Raw genomic sequence first — 18,214 nt, 5'->3', positions numbered from 1 at the left:
TCACGATTTTACCTATTTCAAAATACTCACGTATTTCCCGTATACAAATGCTACACGTCCATCCAGCTTCACTTTTACCCAGCCATATTTGTCTGTACTGATCACCTCAAGCAGGGTGCCCTTTGGTACCGCAGCAACGACCTTCGCTTTGGATGAAGCGCCAGCGCGTACGTTCAGGTAAGCCGCAGTAACCTTGGCTTGTTTGCCTTTGATGACAGTTCCCGGTTTACCAGTGCTTGGTGTGGATGGTTTACCAGGTTTCGGCGTGCCTGGAGTTGGTGTTGGTTTTGGTACTGTTGGCGTTGTCGGCTTCTCAGGTGTAGGAGTAGTTGCTCCCTCGCCATTGCCTGACGATTTGCGAGCTTTGTTCAGCTGTTGATAGAACGCTCCCTTGGTTTTCACGCCTGCAAATTGTGCTGCATTCACACCTGCTTTGGCAGATAATGTATCAATCTCTTCTTGAGTCACTGCATCTAAAATGTTAATGGAGGCAATGTTGGTGTACTTGCCATCTTCCGTTGTTGGCACAGACATGATGCCATCGTTAACTAACTCCACCACATCTACACGTTCCGGTGCAGTCAGGTCTACGCCAGTGATTTTCCAGTTGTGTTGAATCTTCGGTTCGTAGACACCTTTCATGACATCTTTCAGATAGGCGATGGACAGGTTGCGAATCGTGCCTTGAATCTCACCAAATGCCGAGGCATCCTTGGAGGACCAGAGTTGCTTGAACTTACGCCCTTCCATGGCACCACCTTTGGCAATCAGCGCTTCCATTCGATAGGCGTTCATGCCAAGTTTCAGCGTATCATCTTCTTTGACCACTGACCCATTGCTGTACTTGAGATTTGTAATCCGATTACCGTATGGTTTGGTCAGGTCAATCTCATACGTTACGCCGCCGAAGAAATCATCGGTGCTGTATTTGGAAGCACGTCGTTTCGGATCAAAGCTGACGGTCACATCACCCGGGCGTGTGGAGTTGAAGTACCCCGCAGACCACTCCATATAATCCATTAGATCGCGTCCGGTTACTTCATATACGGTCACTTCACCAAAGGTGTATTGGTAGTTGAACGCAATATCCTTTTTCTTGATTGGACCTACATCCAGCTTGGCCTTGTCGTTATCAATCTGGTGCGCGACCACATCGGCATCACTGTAATGCAACATCACTTCTGTGAAAAAGTCAGACAAAGGTGTTTCCTGGATCTGCACCGCAGGGATACCCTTAATTTCATCGGCAGGCACCAGGTTTGTTCCTTTCAGTTCAGCCACTTCAATGTTGGCATCGGCACGAGCGAACTCGTGGAATGGGTGCAAAGTCTCTTCCAGCGCAGGATCGGAGACTTCATATGTTCCGTCTGCTGCTTTTACAGCGAGTGCTTGAGCTTCTTTGCTTTTCAGCACAACTTTGTCGCCGTCTTTTTCAAATGTCAGATCGATTCGTGAAATATGTGAGCCATATTTATTCGGTTCGGAGATCAATACGCCGTTAACCGTTTGGGATTCAATCAAAGTATGCATGTGTCCGGCAAAAATGGCAGCCAGCTCCGGGTTGGCGTTGGCGATATCCGTCACTCCGGTTCCCGGATTACCGTTCTCGTTATCCAATCCCATATGCATGAGTCCAACCATGACATCGACTTTGCCTTTCAGCTCAGCAATGGCCTTTTTGGTCTCTTCCACAGGATCTTTGACGATGATGCCGTCCAGGTGATCTGTACCTTTCTCAAACTCGGTAATCATAGGTGTGTTCATTCCGATAACACCCACTTTGATTCCGTCTTTCTCGATAATCGTATAGGCAGGCATGTAGCGGTCGCCGTTTTCTTTGAAAATGTTACCCACGAGAGGCTGTCCATTGAATTGGGAAGAGATCTTCTCCAGTACGTCCAGTCCAAAGTTAAACTCATGGTTACCCATAACCCATGCGTCATATTTCATTTCGTTCATTGCAACCATCATGGGAGATTGAGGTTGATCATTGAACAACTCAGCCGAGTTATCCTGAATCATGTCTCCTGCATCCAGCAGGATCGTATTGGGATTCTCCGCACGGACTTTTTTCACAATGGTGTAGAGCTGTGTCATGCTACCGGTTGGGTTTGGACCGTCCAGAGCATAGTCCCACGGCATGAATCGACCATGTATATCCGATGTACCCAGCAACGTAATCTTGGTCTCCTTGTCTGCCTCAGCAGCCTGAACCGGAGTGGAAGCAAACGGGGCGAACAAAATGGAGGCACATAAGAGGAAAGATAAAGGCCATCCGGCGAAACGTTTCGTTGAAATTTTGCGCATGTTGTAATCTCCCTTGTTATCTAGTGTGTGTAAAGATATGTATCATTTCATACTAGATAAACATCTGGTGAATGTAAACTCCAATGTAAGAGTTATGTTGGATTTAAGAGAGTGAATCTATGAATAACTTCAGAAAAAGCATTTAAATCTATTTTTTTGCAATAAAATACTATAATTTGACAGGTGTTAAAAACCAAAATTATCCAGTAAAATGATGTTTGTAAGCGCTTCACAAAAAAGAATACTAAGGAGGAAAATCATTGATTAAGTCTAAGTGGTTCAAAACAGTCGGCTCACTGGCATTGGTAGGGATTCTCGCTGCTTCTGTTGCGGTTGGTAGTGTGAGCGCTGGTCTGGCGAAAGGTAGCAAATTTCTGGGCAATATTATTGCCAACCAGGTTCCTTCGAATTTTAGTCCATATTGGAATCAGGTAACTCCGGAGAACTCTACCAAGTGGGATGCTGTTGAAGGCACACGCAACGTGATGAACTGGGGCCAGGCGGACATGGCCTACAACTATGCTAACAACAACGGATTTCCGTTCAAGTTCCATACGCTCGTATGGGGAAATCAACAGCCAAATTGGATTAACAGTCTCTCAGCCGCAGATCAGAAGGCTGAAGTGACACAATGGATTAAAGCCGCAGGACAGCGGTATTCGAAGTCTGCCTTCGTTGATGTGGTGAATGAACCTCTGCATGCGAAACCATCCTATCGCAATGCTATTGGTGGAGATGGGGCAACGGGTTGGGATTGGGTTATCTGGTCATTCCAACAGGCGAGACAAGCCTTCCCTAACTCTAAATTGTTAATTAATGAATATGGTATTATCGGTGATCCTGCTAAAGCGGACCAATATATCCAGATTATCAACCTTTTGAAAAACAGAGGTCTAGTTGATGGTATTGGAATCCAGGCGCATTACTTCAATATGGACAACGTTTCTGTGAACACAATGAACACGGTACTGAACAAGCTTGCGGCTACAGGGCTACCAATCTATGTATCCGAGCTGGATATGACAGGTGACGATAATACACAATTGCAACGTTATCAGCAGAAATTCCCTGTGCTGTGGAAACACTCTGCTGTTAAAGGTGTGACGCTGTGGGGTTACAACCAGAATCAAACCTGGCAGGCTGGCTCTCACTTGGTCAATAGCAACGGTACAGAACGTCCGGCTATGCAATGGCTGAGAAATTACCTGGCGAACAATCCTTAAGCGTGCGTTTTGACGAGTCGGAGCATCCTTTGTAAATCCGGTAATCATATAACACCAAATAGCGCCTGTTCCACATGTTAAGCATGGGAACATGGCGCTTTTTGTGTTAATGCTTTGTCTCAACAGTGTTCGGCAATTTATGGTGCAGGGAAACATTTAATTTTAATCCAAATCAAGACAAAAGCGATCAGCGCAAATATCATTCCGCTCCAGATCAGTTGATGTATTCCCAGGTTTGCGATGAACCATCCGCCGATAGCAGTACCCAGGGTAATACCGAGGTTGGAAAAGGATACATACAAGCTGTTGCCGAATTCAGGCGCGTCCTGCGCTTCAGCGGTTAACCAGGTTTGGCTTACAATTAATCCTCCTGAATGCACGGATGCCCAGAGGATGACTACAATAACCATCCACATGAAGTGAGGACCGGCCCAATAGACGAGTGCGTAAGCTGCTACATACAGCAGGGGGAACATGAGGACAGTTCGGACCACGCTCTTACGCAGAAACTGTCCAAACCCCAAATTTCCGATGATCATGACGACACCAAAGACGGTCAGCATGACACTGATCCATGATCCGCTCATGTGGGTGACCTGTCCAAGATACTCGGCGAAATAGCTGTACACGGAGAACATGGCGGCGAATATAAAAATGACTGCGGCAACATTCAGCCATAATCCAGGTTTGCGCAGAATACCGAGCTGCTGGCCATAGGACATCTTTTCCTTCACGGGCATCGAGGGTAGCCAGATCCATATGCCGATCAAAGCGACCACACTGACCATCGCTCCAAACAGGAAGGCGATTTCGAGGGATAGGCGTTCAGCAAGATACGATGTGAGTGGCACGCCAAAGGCAAAGCCCGCGGTAACTCCGGTGAATACTTTGGCGACGGCCTGACTGCTTTTCTCTGCTGGTACGAGTTGGGCACTGGTGACCAGGGCTACGGAAAAGAAGACGGGATGGAATAACGCGGGAATGATACGGAAGATAAGCATGGTATCAAATGTTGTGGCGTAGGCATAGACCACGTTTGAAATGGCAAACATCAGCACAGCGGCTAAAAGGATAATTTTGCGATTCATCCCGGATGCCAGCAAGGTGAGAAAAGGGCCTGCTATGGCTACAACCAGCGCAAATATACTGACCAGCCAACCTGCCTGTGCAGCCGAGATGCCGAATTTATGCGCAACCTGAGGAAGTACCCCCACGATTCCCATTTCTGTTGTAATAATCCCGAATACCCCGAGTGCCAGCATCAAGATAAGGAGTGGATTGACCTGTTGTGATTTCATGCAAAGCGTACCTCCATTAAATTTAAATATACAGAAAAGTAGATATAATATGCTGAAATGAGCCTGCCTTGCCTCCTATAATATGATGGACATGAGAGTAAGTTCTCTGGATTACATTATATCTAGATTTATAGATTTGTAAATATAAAAAGTGAAACATCATATCTTTAAGTCGTCTTCTGCTTGTGTTCTACAGGAGTAATCATGCTGACAATAAGCATGGTCTGGCCCATAAAAAAATAGCGACGGCCCGGGGAATTCTTGGGGCCTGACGCTATTGATATCCGCGTTTTTAACGATGTGTTGGATTAGTTATTTCGGTTGAATAACCATGCTGTTGAATGAATCGGCTTCCAGCTCCATGTGTAGGGTCTGTCCTTCTTCAAGGGTTAGATACAGGTCACGACGGTCCTGGAATGGATTGTTGATGACAATCACGAGACTGTTATCCGGGTTGCGGAAAGCAACGGATTTCCCGCTCCATGCGCCAGACAGGCCGACTCTTCGAGCACCAGGAACAATATGATGCGCGAAGTGTTTCATCACATAATACTCGGGGTTCCGAGTAACCTCCCTATTGTCCGGATCTACAGTGATCATGGAGTTCTGCTCCCAGCCCCATGTGCTGCGGCCTTTGGGTTCCAGAACCATGTTCCAGTAGATGTACGCGTTCACTCCGTTGCTGAAGTAGTGCTGGTAGAGGTTATATACATATTTGGCATAGTTCCATGAGTTGTTGCCATCACCGCATTCGTTCTCAGTCTGCATATAACGTAGCTCCGGATAACTCGCTGAGGTACGTTGAATGGCATTTTTTCCAGCCCATTGATACCCAACACCTTTGATATAGGAATAGGCCTTTGGATCACTCAGGACAAGCCCGGCGTACTCATCGAAGTCATTTGTTTTTTTCTTGATTAATTCCTCCCATGGATCAGGGGCGTTGATCGTTCCCAGCCAGATTTCCGTATCCAGACCGTGTTGGTCAAAAACCGGGCCCAGATAATCGGCAATAAACTCACGAAGTTGCTCGCCTGTCCACATGCAGGAAGGGAACTTCTGATCTGCAATCACTTCGTTCTGCACATGCACCTGATGGATCGTAATGCCTGCGTCACGGTAAGCCTGTACAAACTTTACGAAATACAGGGCGTAGGCCTCCAGAATATCTTTCTCCCAGCGCAGTGCCCCATAGTTATAGGCTTTGGGCGACTTCATCCACGTTGGCGGACTCCATGGGGAGGCGAAGAATTGCAGGTTCGGGTTATAACTTAGAGCTTCCTTGATGTAAGGAATCAGATATTTGAAATCACGATTGATCGAAAAATGTTCCATGGCCACGTCGCCGTCCACCTCGTTGTGGCTATACCACTGCTCTGCATAATCACTTGCGCCGATCGGCAGGCGACAGATGTTAAACTTGTGCTCGCCCTCCGGATGGAAGAGAGAGTGAAATACCTCATGGCGCTGCTCCTCATTCAAGTGAGACAGAGCCATATAACCAAGCTCGTTGAAACAGCCACCAAACCCTTCCACAAGCTGGTGATCTTCACCCGTGAGTTTTAAGTTAGCGCTTTCATTTGTCGATACATAAGATAACTCTTTCCATGAGTTACCTTGGGTTGTTGAATAACCAGTGAATGTGAATGTCATATGAATTTCCCCCTCGCTTGAACTTCAGCTGTCCTATATATTAAGTTCAGTATACCAACTCCCGCGGCAAAAGAAGATAGGCTAAACCGTGTAAAATTTGCCCTAATCCAAGATAGAGTGTCACAAGTTCATGTCCGCACAGACAGATGGTATGCTGTATTTGCTTGAGATTGGCGATGTCCATATACCATTATCCAATGTCATAGCAAAACTGTCATGGCACAACAAAAATCCCCGCTGATTGTTCAGACGGGGACTTGCGCTATGTTTCTCATATTCTCTTATGGCTGTAAATGAACGTGGGACACAACTTAAGGCTGTACACTCTCACCAAGCTGTTTATTTTCAAAAATCAGAATCGTTTTGCTGCTTCCGATGTAACCAACAGAGGTATTGAATTGCTCCGAGATGAAGCGAACCGGTACAAAAGCTTTACCATCTTTCATCAGAAGAGGAGCATCATTGATCGCAAGTGTATCATTCACGACAACTTGTTTGTTACCCACGCTCCAGCGGATGGTCTTATCATTCTGTGTGATCACAGCTTCGCGCGTACCGCTGTTCCAGTTCACACGGGCGTTTAACTGCTCCGAGACAAAACGCAGAGGCACATAGGTCCGGCCTTCATCGATAAAAGGTGCAGCATCCAGTGCGTAAGCACGATCCCCAACATAGGCGGTGGTAGACCCTTCGATTAGACGCTGAAAGCTGCCCTGGGGCGTTCGTTTCTGCTCCCGCACATTCATCCGATTCAGAAGCTGCATAGTATGACTGCCACTCACAACATCCAGATAATTGTTCTGCACCGTGAGTCCGGCAGGCTCAACCTCTGAGACAGACGTCTGAATACCCGAGGATAACGAGGTAGACGCCGAGATATCCTGTATAACATTTGTCGCTGACTGATCACGGGTAAACGTAAAACCTGCGATCGGTGTCAGATCCCACACCCGGTTGTTGGATAATTTCAACACGTCCAGGCTGGAAAGTTGCCGTAAAGGTTCCAGATCATAGATCTGATTGGACTCTGCATTCAGCTCTGTCAGCCCAGTCAGTTCCTCAAGCCCCTTGAGATGCTGTACTTGGTTACCAGAGATATCAAGTGTCCGAAGGCGTGTCATATGCTCCAGTGGTGTCAGATCCGTGATTTGATTACCTGCCACATTCAGATTCCGCAGTGTATTTGGCAATTCAGCCAGTACGTCCAGCGTCTGAATCTGGTTATTCGCTACATTGAGTTGTTGGAGCCGTGTTTTACCCATGAGTGGTGTCAGATCGCTAATGGTATTGTTCGAAATCTCAAGCCACTTCAGTGCATCCGCATCCGAGAGGGCCGCAATACTGGCAATCTGGTTACCACTGGCGTGGAACGTATGTAATCGGTTGAACCCACGTACAACCTCTATGGAAGAAATGGAATTGTTGCTGATATACAGCCGTCCCAAGTCTTTTAATTCAGTAAGTGCGTCTATGGATGTAATGTAATTATTGCGAACATCGATCTCGCGAAGCTGGGTTAGGTGCTTCAGCGGTGTGAGATCCTCAATCTCATTCCCATATAATCGGAGGTGAGTCAGATTGGTTGCATATTCGAGACCGGACAGGCTGTGAATACCTGCATTGCTCAGATCTACCACCTCAAGCTGCTCCAGATCCGTTGAAGTTAATGGCATATCCAGAGGTTTGTTCAGAATTAACTTCAGTCCGTCCTCCAAAGCGGGATCTTCAATGATTCCCTCGCCCAAGTCCGTAGTTGTGTAAGCCATGGCTTGCCCCGATGCCCCGAGACTCAGGATGAATACTAGAAATAATAGCGTCATTCTTCTCATTGCATGCATTCCCTCCGATTTTTAGAATTATAAAATAATCCGAACAGATTGAGTTAGTTAAGTATAGTATCTACACGATAACAGCGACCGGAAGGTTGTTCTGCCCACGGAGTGTTCAGTGTGAATTGAAGAGTTTAACATATACAGGTTCGGCTCAAAGCACATCTATAGTTATTAACCCGTCAACGGGAAAAAGGAACAAGGAATTTCGTAATGGGTATTTCTCTACTTCTATTCTATATGAAACAAACCCTGCTCTGCACTCTTCAGAGACATGTTTATCAAAAAAAATAAAACATCTCCCGCAGACCCTATTCAACCCACCCTTGAAAAGGGTAAAGATGAAGTAAAGATGCCAATTTGGAGGGGAAGATGTGAGTATGCGCCAAGCCATGATCATTAGTAATCCATCGTCAGGTAAGGAAGAGGCCGAGCAGTATGTGTCCCAAGTCAGAGAAATTCTGGAGTCACAGCAGTATGAGGTGGTGGTTAATGAGACGGCCGGGGAAGGTGATGCCACCAACTACTGTCTGAGCGCCTGCAAAGACGGCTGTGATCTGGTCATCTCCATCGGAGGCGACGGTACGCTGCATGAGACGATTAACGGCATGATGGATCAGGATCATCGTCCCCGATTAGGCGTTATACCGCTAGGTACGGTGAATGATTTTGCGCGTGCGCTGAATATCTCGCTTGACCCGGAAGAAGCCATTAGGCAGTTACGTTCGAATCAGACCCATATCGTGGATCTGGGGAAAATCAATGATCGCCTGTTTGCCAACGTTGTGGCTGCAGGTTCTTTGGCAGAAGCTTTGTTCTCCGTATCCTCGGAAGAAAAGTCGAAGTTGGGATCATTCGCATATCTCAAAGAAGGCTTGAAAGACCTGGTGAATACACCAGCCAATCATCTAACCATCGAATATGACGGACAGCTCTGGGAGGGGGAATCGCCACTTTTTCTGGCGGCGCTGACCAACTCGGTCGGAGGATTCGAGAAGTTGTCCCCGGATGCAGAGGTGGACGATGGTCTGATACATTGTTTTGTTGTTCGTAATATCAGTGTGTTCAACAGTCTGACCCTGGGCACCTCCCTGTTATTTGGTAGTCTGAAAGACCATAAGGACGTGGACTATTTTACAGCCAAAGAAGTTCATGTTCGCTCAGACGAAGCCATTCGCACTAATGTAGATGGGGAAGAAGGTCCTGCCCTGCCGATTCATATCCGTGTCCTGCCAAGGCATATTGAGGTCATTATACCGGAAGAAGTATAGTTTATTCTTTTGGATCTATAGGCTGGAATGAAGAACCTATCATTTCTCCATATGAATGTAGGATAAAGCTATTGAAACCGATTGCAGATATATGTCACAATCAAAGGTAAGATACACGATAATATTCGAATATGGAGGGAAAACATCTTGAGAACGATTAAATTGGGCAGCAGCGCACTAGAAGTACCTGTAGTTGCGGTGGGCTGCATGCGGATTAATTCACTAGACGGTAAGGAAGCCGAACATTTTGTTCGTTCTGCAATGGAGGTTGGCGCAAATTTCTTTGACCATGCCGACATTTATGGTACAGGAACATGTGAGGAGATCTTCGCCGAAGCAGTACAGATGAATCCCCAAGTTCGTGAAAATATGATTCTTCAATCCAAATGCGGTATCCGCAAAGGCATGTTTGATTTCTCCAAAGAGCACATCCTGAATTCGGTGGATGGTATCCTTCAACGTCTGAAAACGGAATATCTTGACGTTCTGCTTCTGCACCGTCCAGATACATTGGTTGAGCCGGAGGAAGTGGCTGAAGCCTTTGATCAACTGGAGCGCGAAGGTAAAGTGCGTCACTTCGGGGTATCCAACCAGAATCCGAACCAGATCGAATTGTTGAAAAAATACGTGAAACAGCCACTGGTAGCCAACCAGTTGCAGATGAGTATTACCAATACGACGATGATTGACAGTGGCATCAACGTGAACATGGAGAACGATGCCGCGGTTAACCGTGACGGTAGCATTCTTGATTACTGTCGTCTGCATGATATCACCATTCAGCCGTGGTCCCCGTTCCAGTACGGATTCTTCGAAGGTGTATTCCTGGGTAGCGACAAGTTCCCGGAGTTGAATGCAAAGATCGACGAGATTGCTGCGAAGTATGACGTGAGCAATACAACGATTGCAATCGCCTGGTTGCTTCGTCACCCTGCACAGATGCAACCTGTGACAGGCACGATGAATATTGAACGTCTGCAAGACTGTGTAAAAGCAGGAGATGTTCATCTTACGCGTCCAGAGTGGTATGAAATTTACCGTGCGGCAGGCAATATACTCCCTTAAATTCAAGTTATAGTGAGCATTCTGACTGCTGAGTCAGTTGAGAACACGAGCCCGTAGATGGCTCGTGTTTTTTGTCTATTTTCAGGTTTGATGTCAGGCGTGTTTCCGATATAAAATAAGGATAGGATTGTCCGTTTTATAAAAGGATTAAAATGGTTTTAATACAAATTAGTTGAAATTATTATATTGACCGATACTTTCTAATTACATATAATTACTTTTGCATACCGATAATCCCGTTTATGTTTTTTATTTTGGAGGGTGGTGTTCGTTTGGAGTCGACAACCACGATACGCGATCACTTGGAAAGTTATCTGAAGCGTGAGCAGATGTCCATTAGTCATTTTTCGGAAACGTCAGGGATTAATTCGGGTACGCTCAGCAATATTTTGAATAAAAATCGGCCTATTGCCATGCAACAGTTGGATCGCATTACTTCCGCCATGAGACTGGAAGAAGGTTACTTCTATGAGTTATACATAGATGAGTGTTTTGTACACGCGACCCCGGACTGGCGAAGACTGGGACCCTTCCTTCATCGCTGTGCCGAGTTGGACAAGTTGGACTGTATTGAAGAGGTTATTCGTCTGATGATGGATAATCTATCCTATATTCCTTTGTTATTTGATGTGGCTGAAGAGTTCTACCAAGCGGGTAAATTCAAACCAGCCATTCTTCTATATGAAAACATTGCTGAAAGCGAGAAAATGCAACATTCCGAGCGGCTTGCACTCTGTCAGTATCGACTGTTCCGGTTGGGACTGACCAATGATCAGCAGCGGAATCTGATTATCGCAGCCCGGTTCGAATATTATGTGGATCGGCTGGATGAGCGCTATCAATTGGATGCGCTTAACGAACTAATTAATGCATTTGGAGCACTGCATAGATGGAACAAGGTTCAGGAGTTATCTGAAAAATTGAAAGTAAAAGCGTCCATCCATTATGAGATGAATGGCAGAAGGAAACAAGAAGAGACCAAAAGACCAATTGTCTTCTATATTCTGTACTCCGATCTAGCTGCAGGAAGTGCCTGTTATCAATTGAAGGACTACACTGAGGCACTTAAATATGTTTCTTTATATTCGGATAATCGCTGGGTGAGGAACCCGGATAAAGATGAAATCGTAGTTATGAATCAGTTTCAAGAATGGGCTGAAGCTAATCGATATATATATCATTTAATGGGTGGACAGTTTGAGGTATTACCTGATTATCTGGCGTATATCTCAACGAAGGAAAATGAGATATTCCCAGCGCTGTGTGATATTGTAACAGCGGCTAATCGTTATGATAAGGATATTGATCATGTTCTCAAACAGTATGAATCGTACTTCACTTATCAGGAACAGAGTAACCGAATTGGCAAAGTGAGCAGTCAGGTTACGGATGATCGATATTTAAGACTTTTAGCAGATTTGGGTGCATATTATTTAAAGAAAGACGAGTTTCATTTAGGTATAGAATTTGTGCTAGATAGTTTAAAATTTTCTATTGAAATTAGCAGTGGACGAGGTATGCTTAGAGGTGTCGGACTGTTCGAGCAATATCGGGAATTTGCATCTGAGACGGCGAAAAAGCAATACAAAATGATAATTAGTGAGGTGCAGAAACTCAATGAAGAGAAAGTTGGCTTTGCTGATAGCTACCTGTAGTATCGTTGTATTCATCGTAGCCCCTGCTACGGAACCTGTCCCAGGCAAGGAAATCCCGAACCCCGAAATTATGAGACCCGCTGATCATGGATTTGGAACTTAATGAAAGTAAAGAACGCTTCTGATTTATTCAGAAGCGTTCTTTTTTTGTGTATCAAAGTGGAAGAATAAGTATGTCGTATCTCACATGCGCTTTTGATTGGCATAATACACTAAAATATGACAAAAAGGAGGGATACTATGGATCGCCTGGATTTGATATCACGGATCGAAGATGCCAGACAGTTGTTATATCGCATGCATATGGAATACGGTAGTCTGCTTCATCCGGAAGTGATCCAGCAATCCGTAGTCCTGGACGGGCTTATTAATCAATACAACAGAGCCAAGGTAGGAAAGGCGATGAATTAAGTTCGCCTATTTACATTTGCGTCTTTGTATACTATAGTTAGTTACATGAGTAACTAACCGACTAACTGACTAATGAATACGTATGAAAGTTGGAAGCACATGAAATCGACTTTGGATGAATCTCAGCCTATTTTTCATCAGATTGCCACAATGATTATGGACGATATTGTGGAAGGCAGATTGAAGGTGGAAGAACAGGTTCCCTCAACCAATGAACTGTCACGCTTCTACAATATTAATCCGGCTACAGCCCGCAAAGGACTGCAGGAACTCGTGGACAAGGGGATTATATACAAACAGCGAGGTGTTGGAATGTTTGTTGCAAAGGGAGCAAGAGAAGCATTGCTCGTTGAACGGAAGCAAGATTTTTATGAAGAATACATCAAGCCTTTACTTGAAGAAGCCAGACGGATTCACATGAATGAAGACATGATCATTGATCTGATTCGTGGCAAGAAGGATAAGGAGAGTGAGTTATGATTCATATGGAGCAGGTCAACTACAGCTACCAGAAGACGCCCGTTCTGAACCAGGTTACGCTACATGAGAGTGAGCCAATCATTAGTGCAATCTGGGGAAGAAATGGAGCGGGTAAAACAACCATGATGAGTTTACTTGCAGGGCATAACCGCCCGGACAGTGGAACCGTTCAGATCATGGGTCAAGACCCCTATAATAATCTGGCTGCCCAAGAGCATCTGTGTTACATCCAGGAGAATCATCCCCTGGGGAAAAATTGGACAGTTAGTGACATGGTTCAAATGGGACAATATTTTCATCCGCAGTGGAATCAGGATTTGGCGGAACGTTTAATCGATGTGTTCGAACTACCGACGAAGAAAAAGATCATTAAATTTTCGAAAGGCATGAAGACTGCTGCCCAGATTATATTGGGTCTTGCCAGTAATGCAAAGATAACCATTCTGGATGAGCCCACCAATGGACTCGATGCTGAGAAGCGTAAATTCTTCTATAATGCGCTACTGGAAAGTTATGAAGATAACCCGCGTCTGATTCTCATATCCAGCCACCATATTGAGGAGATTCAGCCTTTATGTGAGTCCCTTATCGTTTTGCAAGCCGGAGAGGTGTTGTTAAATCAACCGATGGAAGAGATACGCGAAAAAGGAGTTCTTCTAACAGGGGGAATTGATGATATTAACCGAGTTACAGCAGGTGTTAAAGTTATAGAGTCTTCCCAGATGGGATCAACTGTAAAAGTGATGATTGATGAGCCCTACTCGAAAATGTGGAAGGATATCGCTCATTCACAGGGGCTTTCCATTGAGAAAGCGACATTACAAGATTATTTGGTTAACAGGACCCGTAATCAAGAGGGGGTTAAACCATGAACGCAGTAAAAGGTACGAACCGACTGATTCGCGATGATATGCGTTTGTTTCTGAGCATATTTTCATCCATCGCTCTAATGCTCGCCGTTGTATATCTGGCCATTGGCTTCATATTTGATGTCTCGTATGCTACGCAACTGTTTGGTCCCATGTACGGAGGGATATGTGCGTTTGCCATCGGGGGAATGATTACACTGTTTCCGGTTGCGATTGGTATGGGCAGTACACGAATTCAATTCATGAAATCCTTCTATATGAACTCGGTATGGATGGTTGCAGGCACCATGGTCATTTTGCATGTGGCGTATTTCCTCATACACCTGCTTCAGGAAAAAGGAATTGTTGACGTAACCCTTTATCAACCAGGCATGTTGTATTCAAACAAATATCATTTTTTATCCTACCTGTGGATCGATCTGATGAGCGGCTTTCTCGTACTGGGAATCTCTGTCTTCCCAACGGTTTGTTGGATGCGCTTGGGGATGCGTAACTTCTTCATTATGTTCTTCGGGGTTGGCTTGTTCTTTACGCTGATAATTACATTGGGCGATCTTGGTGAGTTTATGTTGTGGATTGCTAGGATCAATCGCATGACATTGTTCACCGTTCTGGGATGTATTGGTGGTGCGCTACTTCTATCTACGTACCCCATGATGAAGAATGCGCCGCTTACCATGAAATCCAAAAAAGACTGACAGGAAACAGTTATAAAGGAACTGGGTAAGGAATCTAAGTGAAATCATTCCGAAATCAGAAAACACGAGTGCGAACACGCCTCGTGTTTTTTGTATCATCCTAAATCATTGGATTTACCTATTCAACAATCTTTATACACAATTCCAAATGAAGGTGCATCCCTTAAGCTTGAGCCTGCGGTTTGAATCCTTCGTCTTTGAGGTACTCGCCGGCTTCGCTACGCGTTTCAAAAGCCATATCCAGATTATCACCGGAATATACATACCACATGTCATCTTCGTATTTTAAAGTCAGCGTATGTCCATCTTCATCGATCCACGTTCCGCCACCCGTAGAGATTGTAGACAATGCAGGAGCAGCAGCTTTTACTTGTTCTGGTTCTTTAAATTCAACTGCGTTGGGATTGTGAGACATCGCTTGGATCGTTTCATCTAACAAGGTGCGCAGATCTGCTTCGGAGTAATCACGAATATTGACGAATCCCTTGGCATCGGTCTCATAGTTAGGCAGTAGCCCTGCATAGATATAACCGTTTCCGTTAGGATGAATATGGAGAGCAACAATTTTTTTATCATACGCACTATCCTCGTAGTGGAAATTAACTCGACCGAGAGAAACATCTTTGCGTTGCAGTTGGGGATACGATTGTAGTACTTCAAGCTTTTGTTCCACGTTAAGCATAATTGCCTCCTGTAAATGTTCAATAGAGGTGATTATAACATGCCCTCCTGTTAATTTCCCGATAAAATGTTTCTCCCCAGTTCTTTTAGGTGTTCCATAACTTGCAGATAGGGATATGGCCCGTAGCTTACACGTGCTACACCCAGTGTGGCAAGCTGTTTTGGTGAAGGCTCAGGAGACGTGACCATAACGTTAATTGGCAGCGGTGAACGCTCACACAATTCCTGAATCAGTTGGTGATCCTGCAAACCGGGTACAAACAGACCACTGGCTCCTGCATCTGCATAATGGCTCGAACGTATAAGTGCTTCCTCCAGGAGAGAGTGGTTATGGTGTTCAGGTGCATGTTGCAGAAAAATATCTGTGCGGGCGTTAATGAACAACGGGATGCCTGCCTGCTGCGCAGCTTCCCGGGCGGCGGACAATCTCGGGCATTGCTCCTCCACAGTGTACAATCCCAAGCCAGCGGGAAGTTGATCTTCAATGTTGATTCCTACAGCACCATGATCGATGACTTGCAGGATATTTCGCTTCACTTCTGACACAGACCTCCCATACCCTCCCTCTATATCGATCGTTACAGGCAGATCCACGCTCGCTGTAATCCGTGCGAGATTGGCAAGCACCAGATGGAATGGCATGGCTTCACCATCGCGTTCACCGTGGGCCGCAGCAACGGACCAGCTTCCGGTAGCAATGGCCGTTGCTCCAGCGGATTGGATGGCTTGTGCGCTTCCGGCATCCCATACATTGACCAGAACAAGTGGTTTTCCTTTCACATGGTATTGTTGGAACAACGCTGCTTTTTCTTCTAAGGTACTCATATTATGTTGACTCTCCTTTGTTATATCATGCATTCCTTTGGACATTTGATGCGTACTTCATTACTTCATTCTGTTTTTCAGCTACCCTGTTTTTGTTTCTCGTGAGTCAAAAGCCAGTTTTTGCGAGTTAATCCCCCGCCATATCCACCCAATTCGCCACTGGCATTAATTACACGGTGACATGGAATCACAATCGCAAGCTGATTGGCCCCATTCGCCTGTGCCACAGCTCGGCAAGCAGTCGGTTTTCCCAGTGCATTTGCAATCTCTTGATATGACCTCGTTTCACCAGCCGGAATGGCCAGCAACTCGTCCCACACACGCTTTTGAAATGGTGTTCCTAAACAGAACAACGGTGTGTCGAATGCTGTCCGAATACCTTGAAAGTACTCGTTTAGTTCACGCTCAATGGACTGGATGGGAGCTGTAGTGCCGGGTACAATCGCTGATTTGGTTCGTTTGCGCAGACGCTCAACTTCGCGTTCCAGACCTCTGCGGTCCACAAATTCCAGTAAATATAGCGACTCCTCATCTGCGATGGCCATCATCGGGCCGAGGCGGGTGTCAATCCAGGACGCTTTCAGGATATGTCCTTCATCGACTTGTGTAGGGGCAGCACCCATGATCCGTGAAAAGGCATCGCGGAAGCCGCTGCTTGATTCATATCCGGTAGATAATTGGCTATCAATAACGGTGCGGCCGGAGCGAATATTTTTCAGGGCAAGTCCCATGCGGCGAGCGCGAGCATATTCTACAAAGGTCATGCCGAACCGCTTCTTGAATTGTCGGCGAGCAGTGGATTCGTCGATGGAGAGGGCCCTGAAATCCTGTTCTTTCCAGCGTTTCTCCGGATTTTTCTCCACAGCTTCCACTAATATGCGAACGACATCGGATACTTGGTTAGGGTGAGAAAGTGGACGACAGCGCTGGCAAGGGCGATAAGAGGCCAGAAGTGCCTGTTGAGCCGTCTCATAGAATTCGCAGTTTTCGAATTTTGGCTTTCGCGCAGGGCATGTGGGACGACAGAACACACCTGTGGTTCGGACTCCAACATAGAATAAACCCTCGTATTCCGAATCCTTGGCCACAAGCGCCTCGTAATATTGTTCCTTCAGATCAGCAGAAATCATGGGGGCACGTCCTTACTCATTAGAATCTTTATCTATACCTATTATAGAAAAACGTTGCAGCAAGCATCGCCGAAAATCAGGCATGAATATTGGAGAAATTGAATCTGATATAACATTGAAATTTGGTTGTTCAGAATTTGTTTAGAGTGAACTGGTAGTATAGACCTATCAAGGTAGAGTGACTTAGGCAAAGATACCTATATAGTGAAAAAGTGAGTTATTGATCATTCATTGTTATAGGAAAAATACATAGGTAAACATGAAATTAAAGATTAGCGGAATGAAAGTCTGGAGGTCGAATAGAATGAGATATTCTACGTACAAAAGTATTTATGAATCCGTTTATACCAAAACGTCCGAGTCTCGCACCATGTATGTTAAAGGTCAATTCATGCAGCGTGTGAAGACGCCAACCTGGCTAATGAAAATCGTCACTATAACTCTAATTATAATCATAGGGTGTAGTGCTGTATTCACTGCATTTGCCGGAGATGAGCAATTGTTGTCGGGGGACCAGATCGTTGTATCTCAGGGAGATACACTGTGGGGCATTTCATTGGCACATAAACCTCAGCAGATGGACACTCGTGTGTATGTAGAAGCTATCAAGAAAGTGAACAAAATCGAGCATAACGCCATTCAGATTGGACAAGTGTTGGTCTTACCTGGGTTTGATCGATAAAATAAACGGTGCATGACGTCATGAACAGAGTTCTTTTTTTATTCATCGAGGTGCAGTTACATGCTGAATTTATTAGTCATTTACATATAATGGAGCTTCATGTGGGACGATATGGTGTAGTGATTAATAAGTGGCGT

At 45.4% G+C, this 18,214-nt stretch carries 16 protein-coding genes; 9 read left to right on the top strand and 7 right to left on the bottom strand.

Annotated elements, in window-relative coordinates; translation table 11 throughout:
• Positions 1-12: 12 nt before the first annotated feature.
• The gene (locus C161_RS17775; protein WP_442789434.1) at positions 13-2,142 is read right to left on the bottom strand and encodes a 5'-nucleotidase C-terminal domain-containing protein; all 2,130 of its coding nucleotides are present in this window, start codon (positions 2,140-2,142) and stop codon (positions 13-15) included.
• A 425-nt stretch (positions 2,143-2,567) separates the two neighbouring features.
• On the opposite strand from C161_RS17775, the gene C161_RS17770 reads away from it, so the two are divergent.
• Positions 2,568-3,530, top strand: a complete 963-nt coding sequence (locus C161_RS17770; protein WP_036611704.1) for an endo-1,4-beta-xylanase — start codon at positions 2,568-2,570, stop codon at positions 3,528-3,530.
• Between the two features lie 137 nt (positions 3,531-3,667).
• Here C161_RS17770 and C161_RS17765 read toward each other — a convergent pair whose 3' ends face one another.
• From C161_RS17765 to C161_RS17755, 3 genes are all read right to left on the bottom strand, one after another.
• Positions 3,668-4,828, bottom strand: coding sequence for an MFS transporter (locus C161_RS17765; protein WP_036671768.1), 1,161 nt, complete (start codon positions 4,826-4,828; stop codon positions 3,668-3,670).
• Positions 4,829-5,140: 312 nt separating this feature from the next.
• A complete protein-coding gene (locus C161_RS17760) occupies positions 5,141-6,481 on the bottom strand; it encodes a glycoside hydrolase family 30 protein (RefSeq protein ID WP_036671765.1) in 1,341 nt (446 codons plus the stop codon).
• 311 nt (positions 6,482-6,792) lie between these two features.
• On the bottom strand, positions 6,793-8,310 hold the full coding sequence (locus C161_RS17755; RefSeq protein WP_051449794.1) for a leucine-rich repeat domain-containing protein: 1,518 nt from the start codon (positions 8,308-8,310) through the stop codon (positions 6,793-6,795).
• Between the two features lie 380 nt (positions 8,311-8,690).
• On the opposite strand from C161_RS17755, the gene C161_RS17750 reads away from it, so the two are divergent.
• The 7 genes from C161_RS17750 to C161_RS17725 all read left to right on the top strand — a co-directional run bounded on the left by C161_RS17750 (position 8,691) and on the right by C161_RS17725 (position 14,759).
• Positions 8,691-9,581: a diacylglycerol/lipid kinase family protein gene (locus C161_RS17750; RefSeq protein ID WP_036611691.1), complete on the top strand. Its 891-nt coding sequence runs from the start codon at positions 8,691-8,693 to the stop codon at positions 9,579-9,581.
• A 147-nt stretch (positions 9,582-9,728) separates the two neighbouring features.
• Positions 9,729-10,646, top strand: coding sequence for an aldo/keto reductase (locus C161_RS17745; protein WP_017691548.1), 918 nt, complete (start codon positions 9,729-9,731; stop codon positions 10,644-10,646).
• A gap of 272 nt (positions 10,647-10,918) precedes the next feature.
• On the top strand, positions 10,919-12,301 hold the full coding sequence (locus C161_RS17740) for a hypothetical protein (protein ID WP_036671761.1): 1,383 nt from the start codon (positions 10,919-10,921) through the stop codon (positions 12,299-12,301).
• 240 nt (positions 12,302-12,541) lie between these two features.
• On the top strand, positions 12,542-12,712 hold the full coding sequence (locus tag C161_RS32015) for an aspartyl-phosphate phosphatase Spo0E family protein (RefSeq protein WP_017691550.1): 171 nt from the start codon (positions 12,542-12,544) through the stop codon (positions 12,710-12,712).
• Between the two features lie 99 nt (positions 12,713-12,811).
• Entirely contained in the window at positions 12,812-13,192 is a 381-nt protein-coding gene (locus C161_RS17735) for a GntR family transcriptional regulator (protein ID WP_036611682.1), read from the top strand.
• Positions 13,189-14,064, top strand: coding sequence for an ATP-binding cassette domain-containing protein (locus tag C161_RS17730; RefSeq protein ID WP_036671759.1), 876 nt, complete (start codon positions 13,189-13,191; stop codon positions 14,062-14,064). Before C161_RS17735 ends, C161_RS17730 begins: the two co-directional genes overlap by 4 nt.
• Positions 14,061-14,759: a hypothetical protein gene (locus tag C161_RS17725; RefSeq protein WP_036671757.1), complete on the top strand. Its 699-nt coding sequence runs from the start codon at positions 14,061-14,063 to the stop codon at positions 14,757-14,759. Before C161_RS17730 ends, C161_RS17725 begins: the two co-directional genes overlap by 4 nt.
• A 163-nt stretch (positions 14,760-14,922) precedes the next feature.
• On the opposite strand, the gene C161_RS17720 is transcribed toward C161_RS17725, so the two are convergent.
• From C161_RS17720 to C161_RS17710, 3 genes are all read right to left on the bottom strand, one after another.
• On the bottom strand, positions 14,923-15,441 hold the full coding sequence (locus C161_RS17720) for a hypothetical protein (protein ID WP_036671755.1): 519 nt from the start codon (positions 15,439-15,441) through the stop codon (positions 14,923-14,925).
• Positions 15,442-15,491: 50 nt separating this feature from the next.
• A complete protein-coding gene (locus tag C161_RS17715) occupies positions 15,492-16,265 on the bottom strand; it encodes an isocitrate lyase/PEP mutase family protein (protein ID WP_036671753.1) in 774 nt (257 codons plus the stop codon).
• Positions 16,266-16,342: 77 nt separating this feature from the next.
• A complete protein-coding gene (locus C161_RS17710; protein ID WP_036671751.1) occupies positions 16,343-17,395 on the bottom strand; it encodes a bifunctional transcriptional activator/DNA repair enzyme AdaA in 1,053 nt (350 codons plus the stop codon).
• A 304-nt stretch (positions 17,396-17,699) separates the two neighbouring features.
• Here C161_RS17710 and C161_RS17705 point away from each other — a divergent pair, with 304 nt between their 5' ends.
• Positions 17,700-18,077, top strand: a complete 378-nt coding sequence (locus C161_RS17705; RefSeq protein WP_036671750.1) for a LysM peptidoglycan-binding domain-containing protein — start codon at positions 17,700-17,702, stop codon at positions 18,075-18,077.
• Positions 18,078-18,214 lie beyond the last annotated feature (137 nt).

This window comes from Paenibacillus sp. FSL R5-192, assembly GCF_000517845.1.
Classification (GTDB): domain Bacteria; phylum Bacillota; class Bacilli; order Paenibacillales; family Paenibacillaceae; genus Paenibacillus; species Paenibacillus amylolyticus.
The sequence above is the reverse complement of the archived record's forward strand: the minus strand, read 5'-3'. Positions and strand labels throughout refer to the sequence as shown.

Coding starts and splice junctions, on each gene's coding strand:
- C161_RS17705 (WP_036671750.1), top strand. CDS start 17,700: ATGAGATATTCTACGTACAAAAGTATTTATGAATCCGTTTATACCAAA.
- C161_RS17765 (WP_036671768.1), bottom strand. CDS start 4,828: ATGAAATCACAACAGGTCAATCCACTCCTTATCTTGATGCTGGCACTC.
- C161_RS17735 (WP_036611682.1), top strand. CDS start 12,812: ATGAAATCGACTTTGGATGAATCTCAGCCTATTTTTCATCAGATTGCC.
- C161_RS17715 (WP_036671753.1), bottom strand. CDS start 16,265: ATGAGTACCTTAGAAGAAAAAGCAGCGTTGTTCCAACAATACCATGTG.
- C161_RS17750 (WP_036611691.1), top strand. CDS start 8,691: ATGCGCCAAGCCATGATCATTAGTAATCCATCGTCAGGTAAGGAAGAG.
- C161_RS17760 (WP_036671765.1), bottom strand. CDS start 6,481: ATGACATTCACATTCACTGGTTATTCAACAACCCAAGGTAACTCATGG.
- C161_RS17725 (WP_036671757.1), top strand. CDS start 14,061: ATGAACGCAGTAAAAGGTACGAACCGACTGATTCGCGATGATATGCGT.
- C161_RS17720 (WP_036671755.1), bottom strand. CDS start 15,441: ATGCTTAACGTGGAACAAAAGCTTGAAGTACTACAATCGTATCCCCAA.
- C161_RS17730 (WP_036671759.1), top strand. CDS start 13,189: ATGATTCATATGGAGCAGGTCAACTACAGCTACCAGAAGACGCCCGTT.
- C161_RS17710 (WP_036671751.1), bottom strand. CDS start 17,395: ATGATTTCTGCTGATCTGAAGGAACAATATTACGAGGCGCTTGTGGCC.
- C161_RS17775 (WP_442789434.1), bottom strand. CDS start 2,142: ATGCCGTGGGACTATGCTCTGGACGGTCCAAACCCAACCGGTAGCATG.
- C161_RS17755 (WP_051449794.1), bottom strand. CDS start 8,310: ATGAGAAGAATGACGCTATTATTTCTAGTATTCATCCTGAGTCTCGGG.
- C161_RS32015 (WP_017691550.1), top strand. CDS start 12,542: ATGGATCGCCTGGATTTGATATCACGGATCGAAGATGCCAGACAGTTG.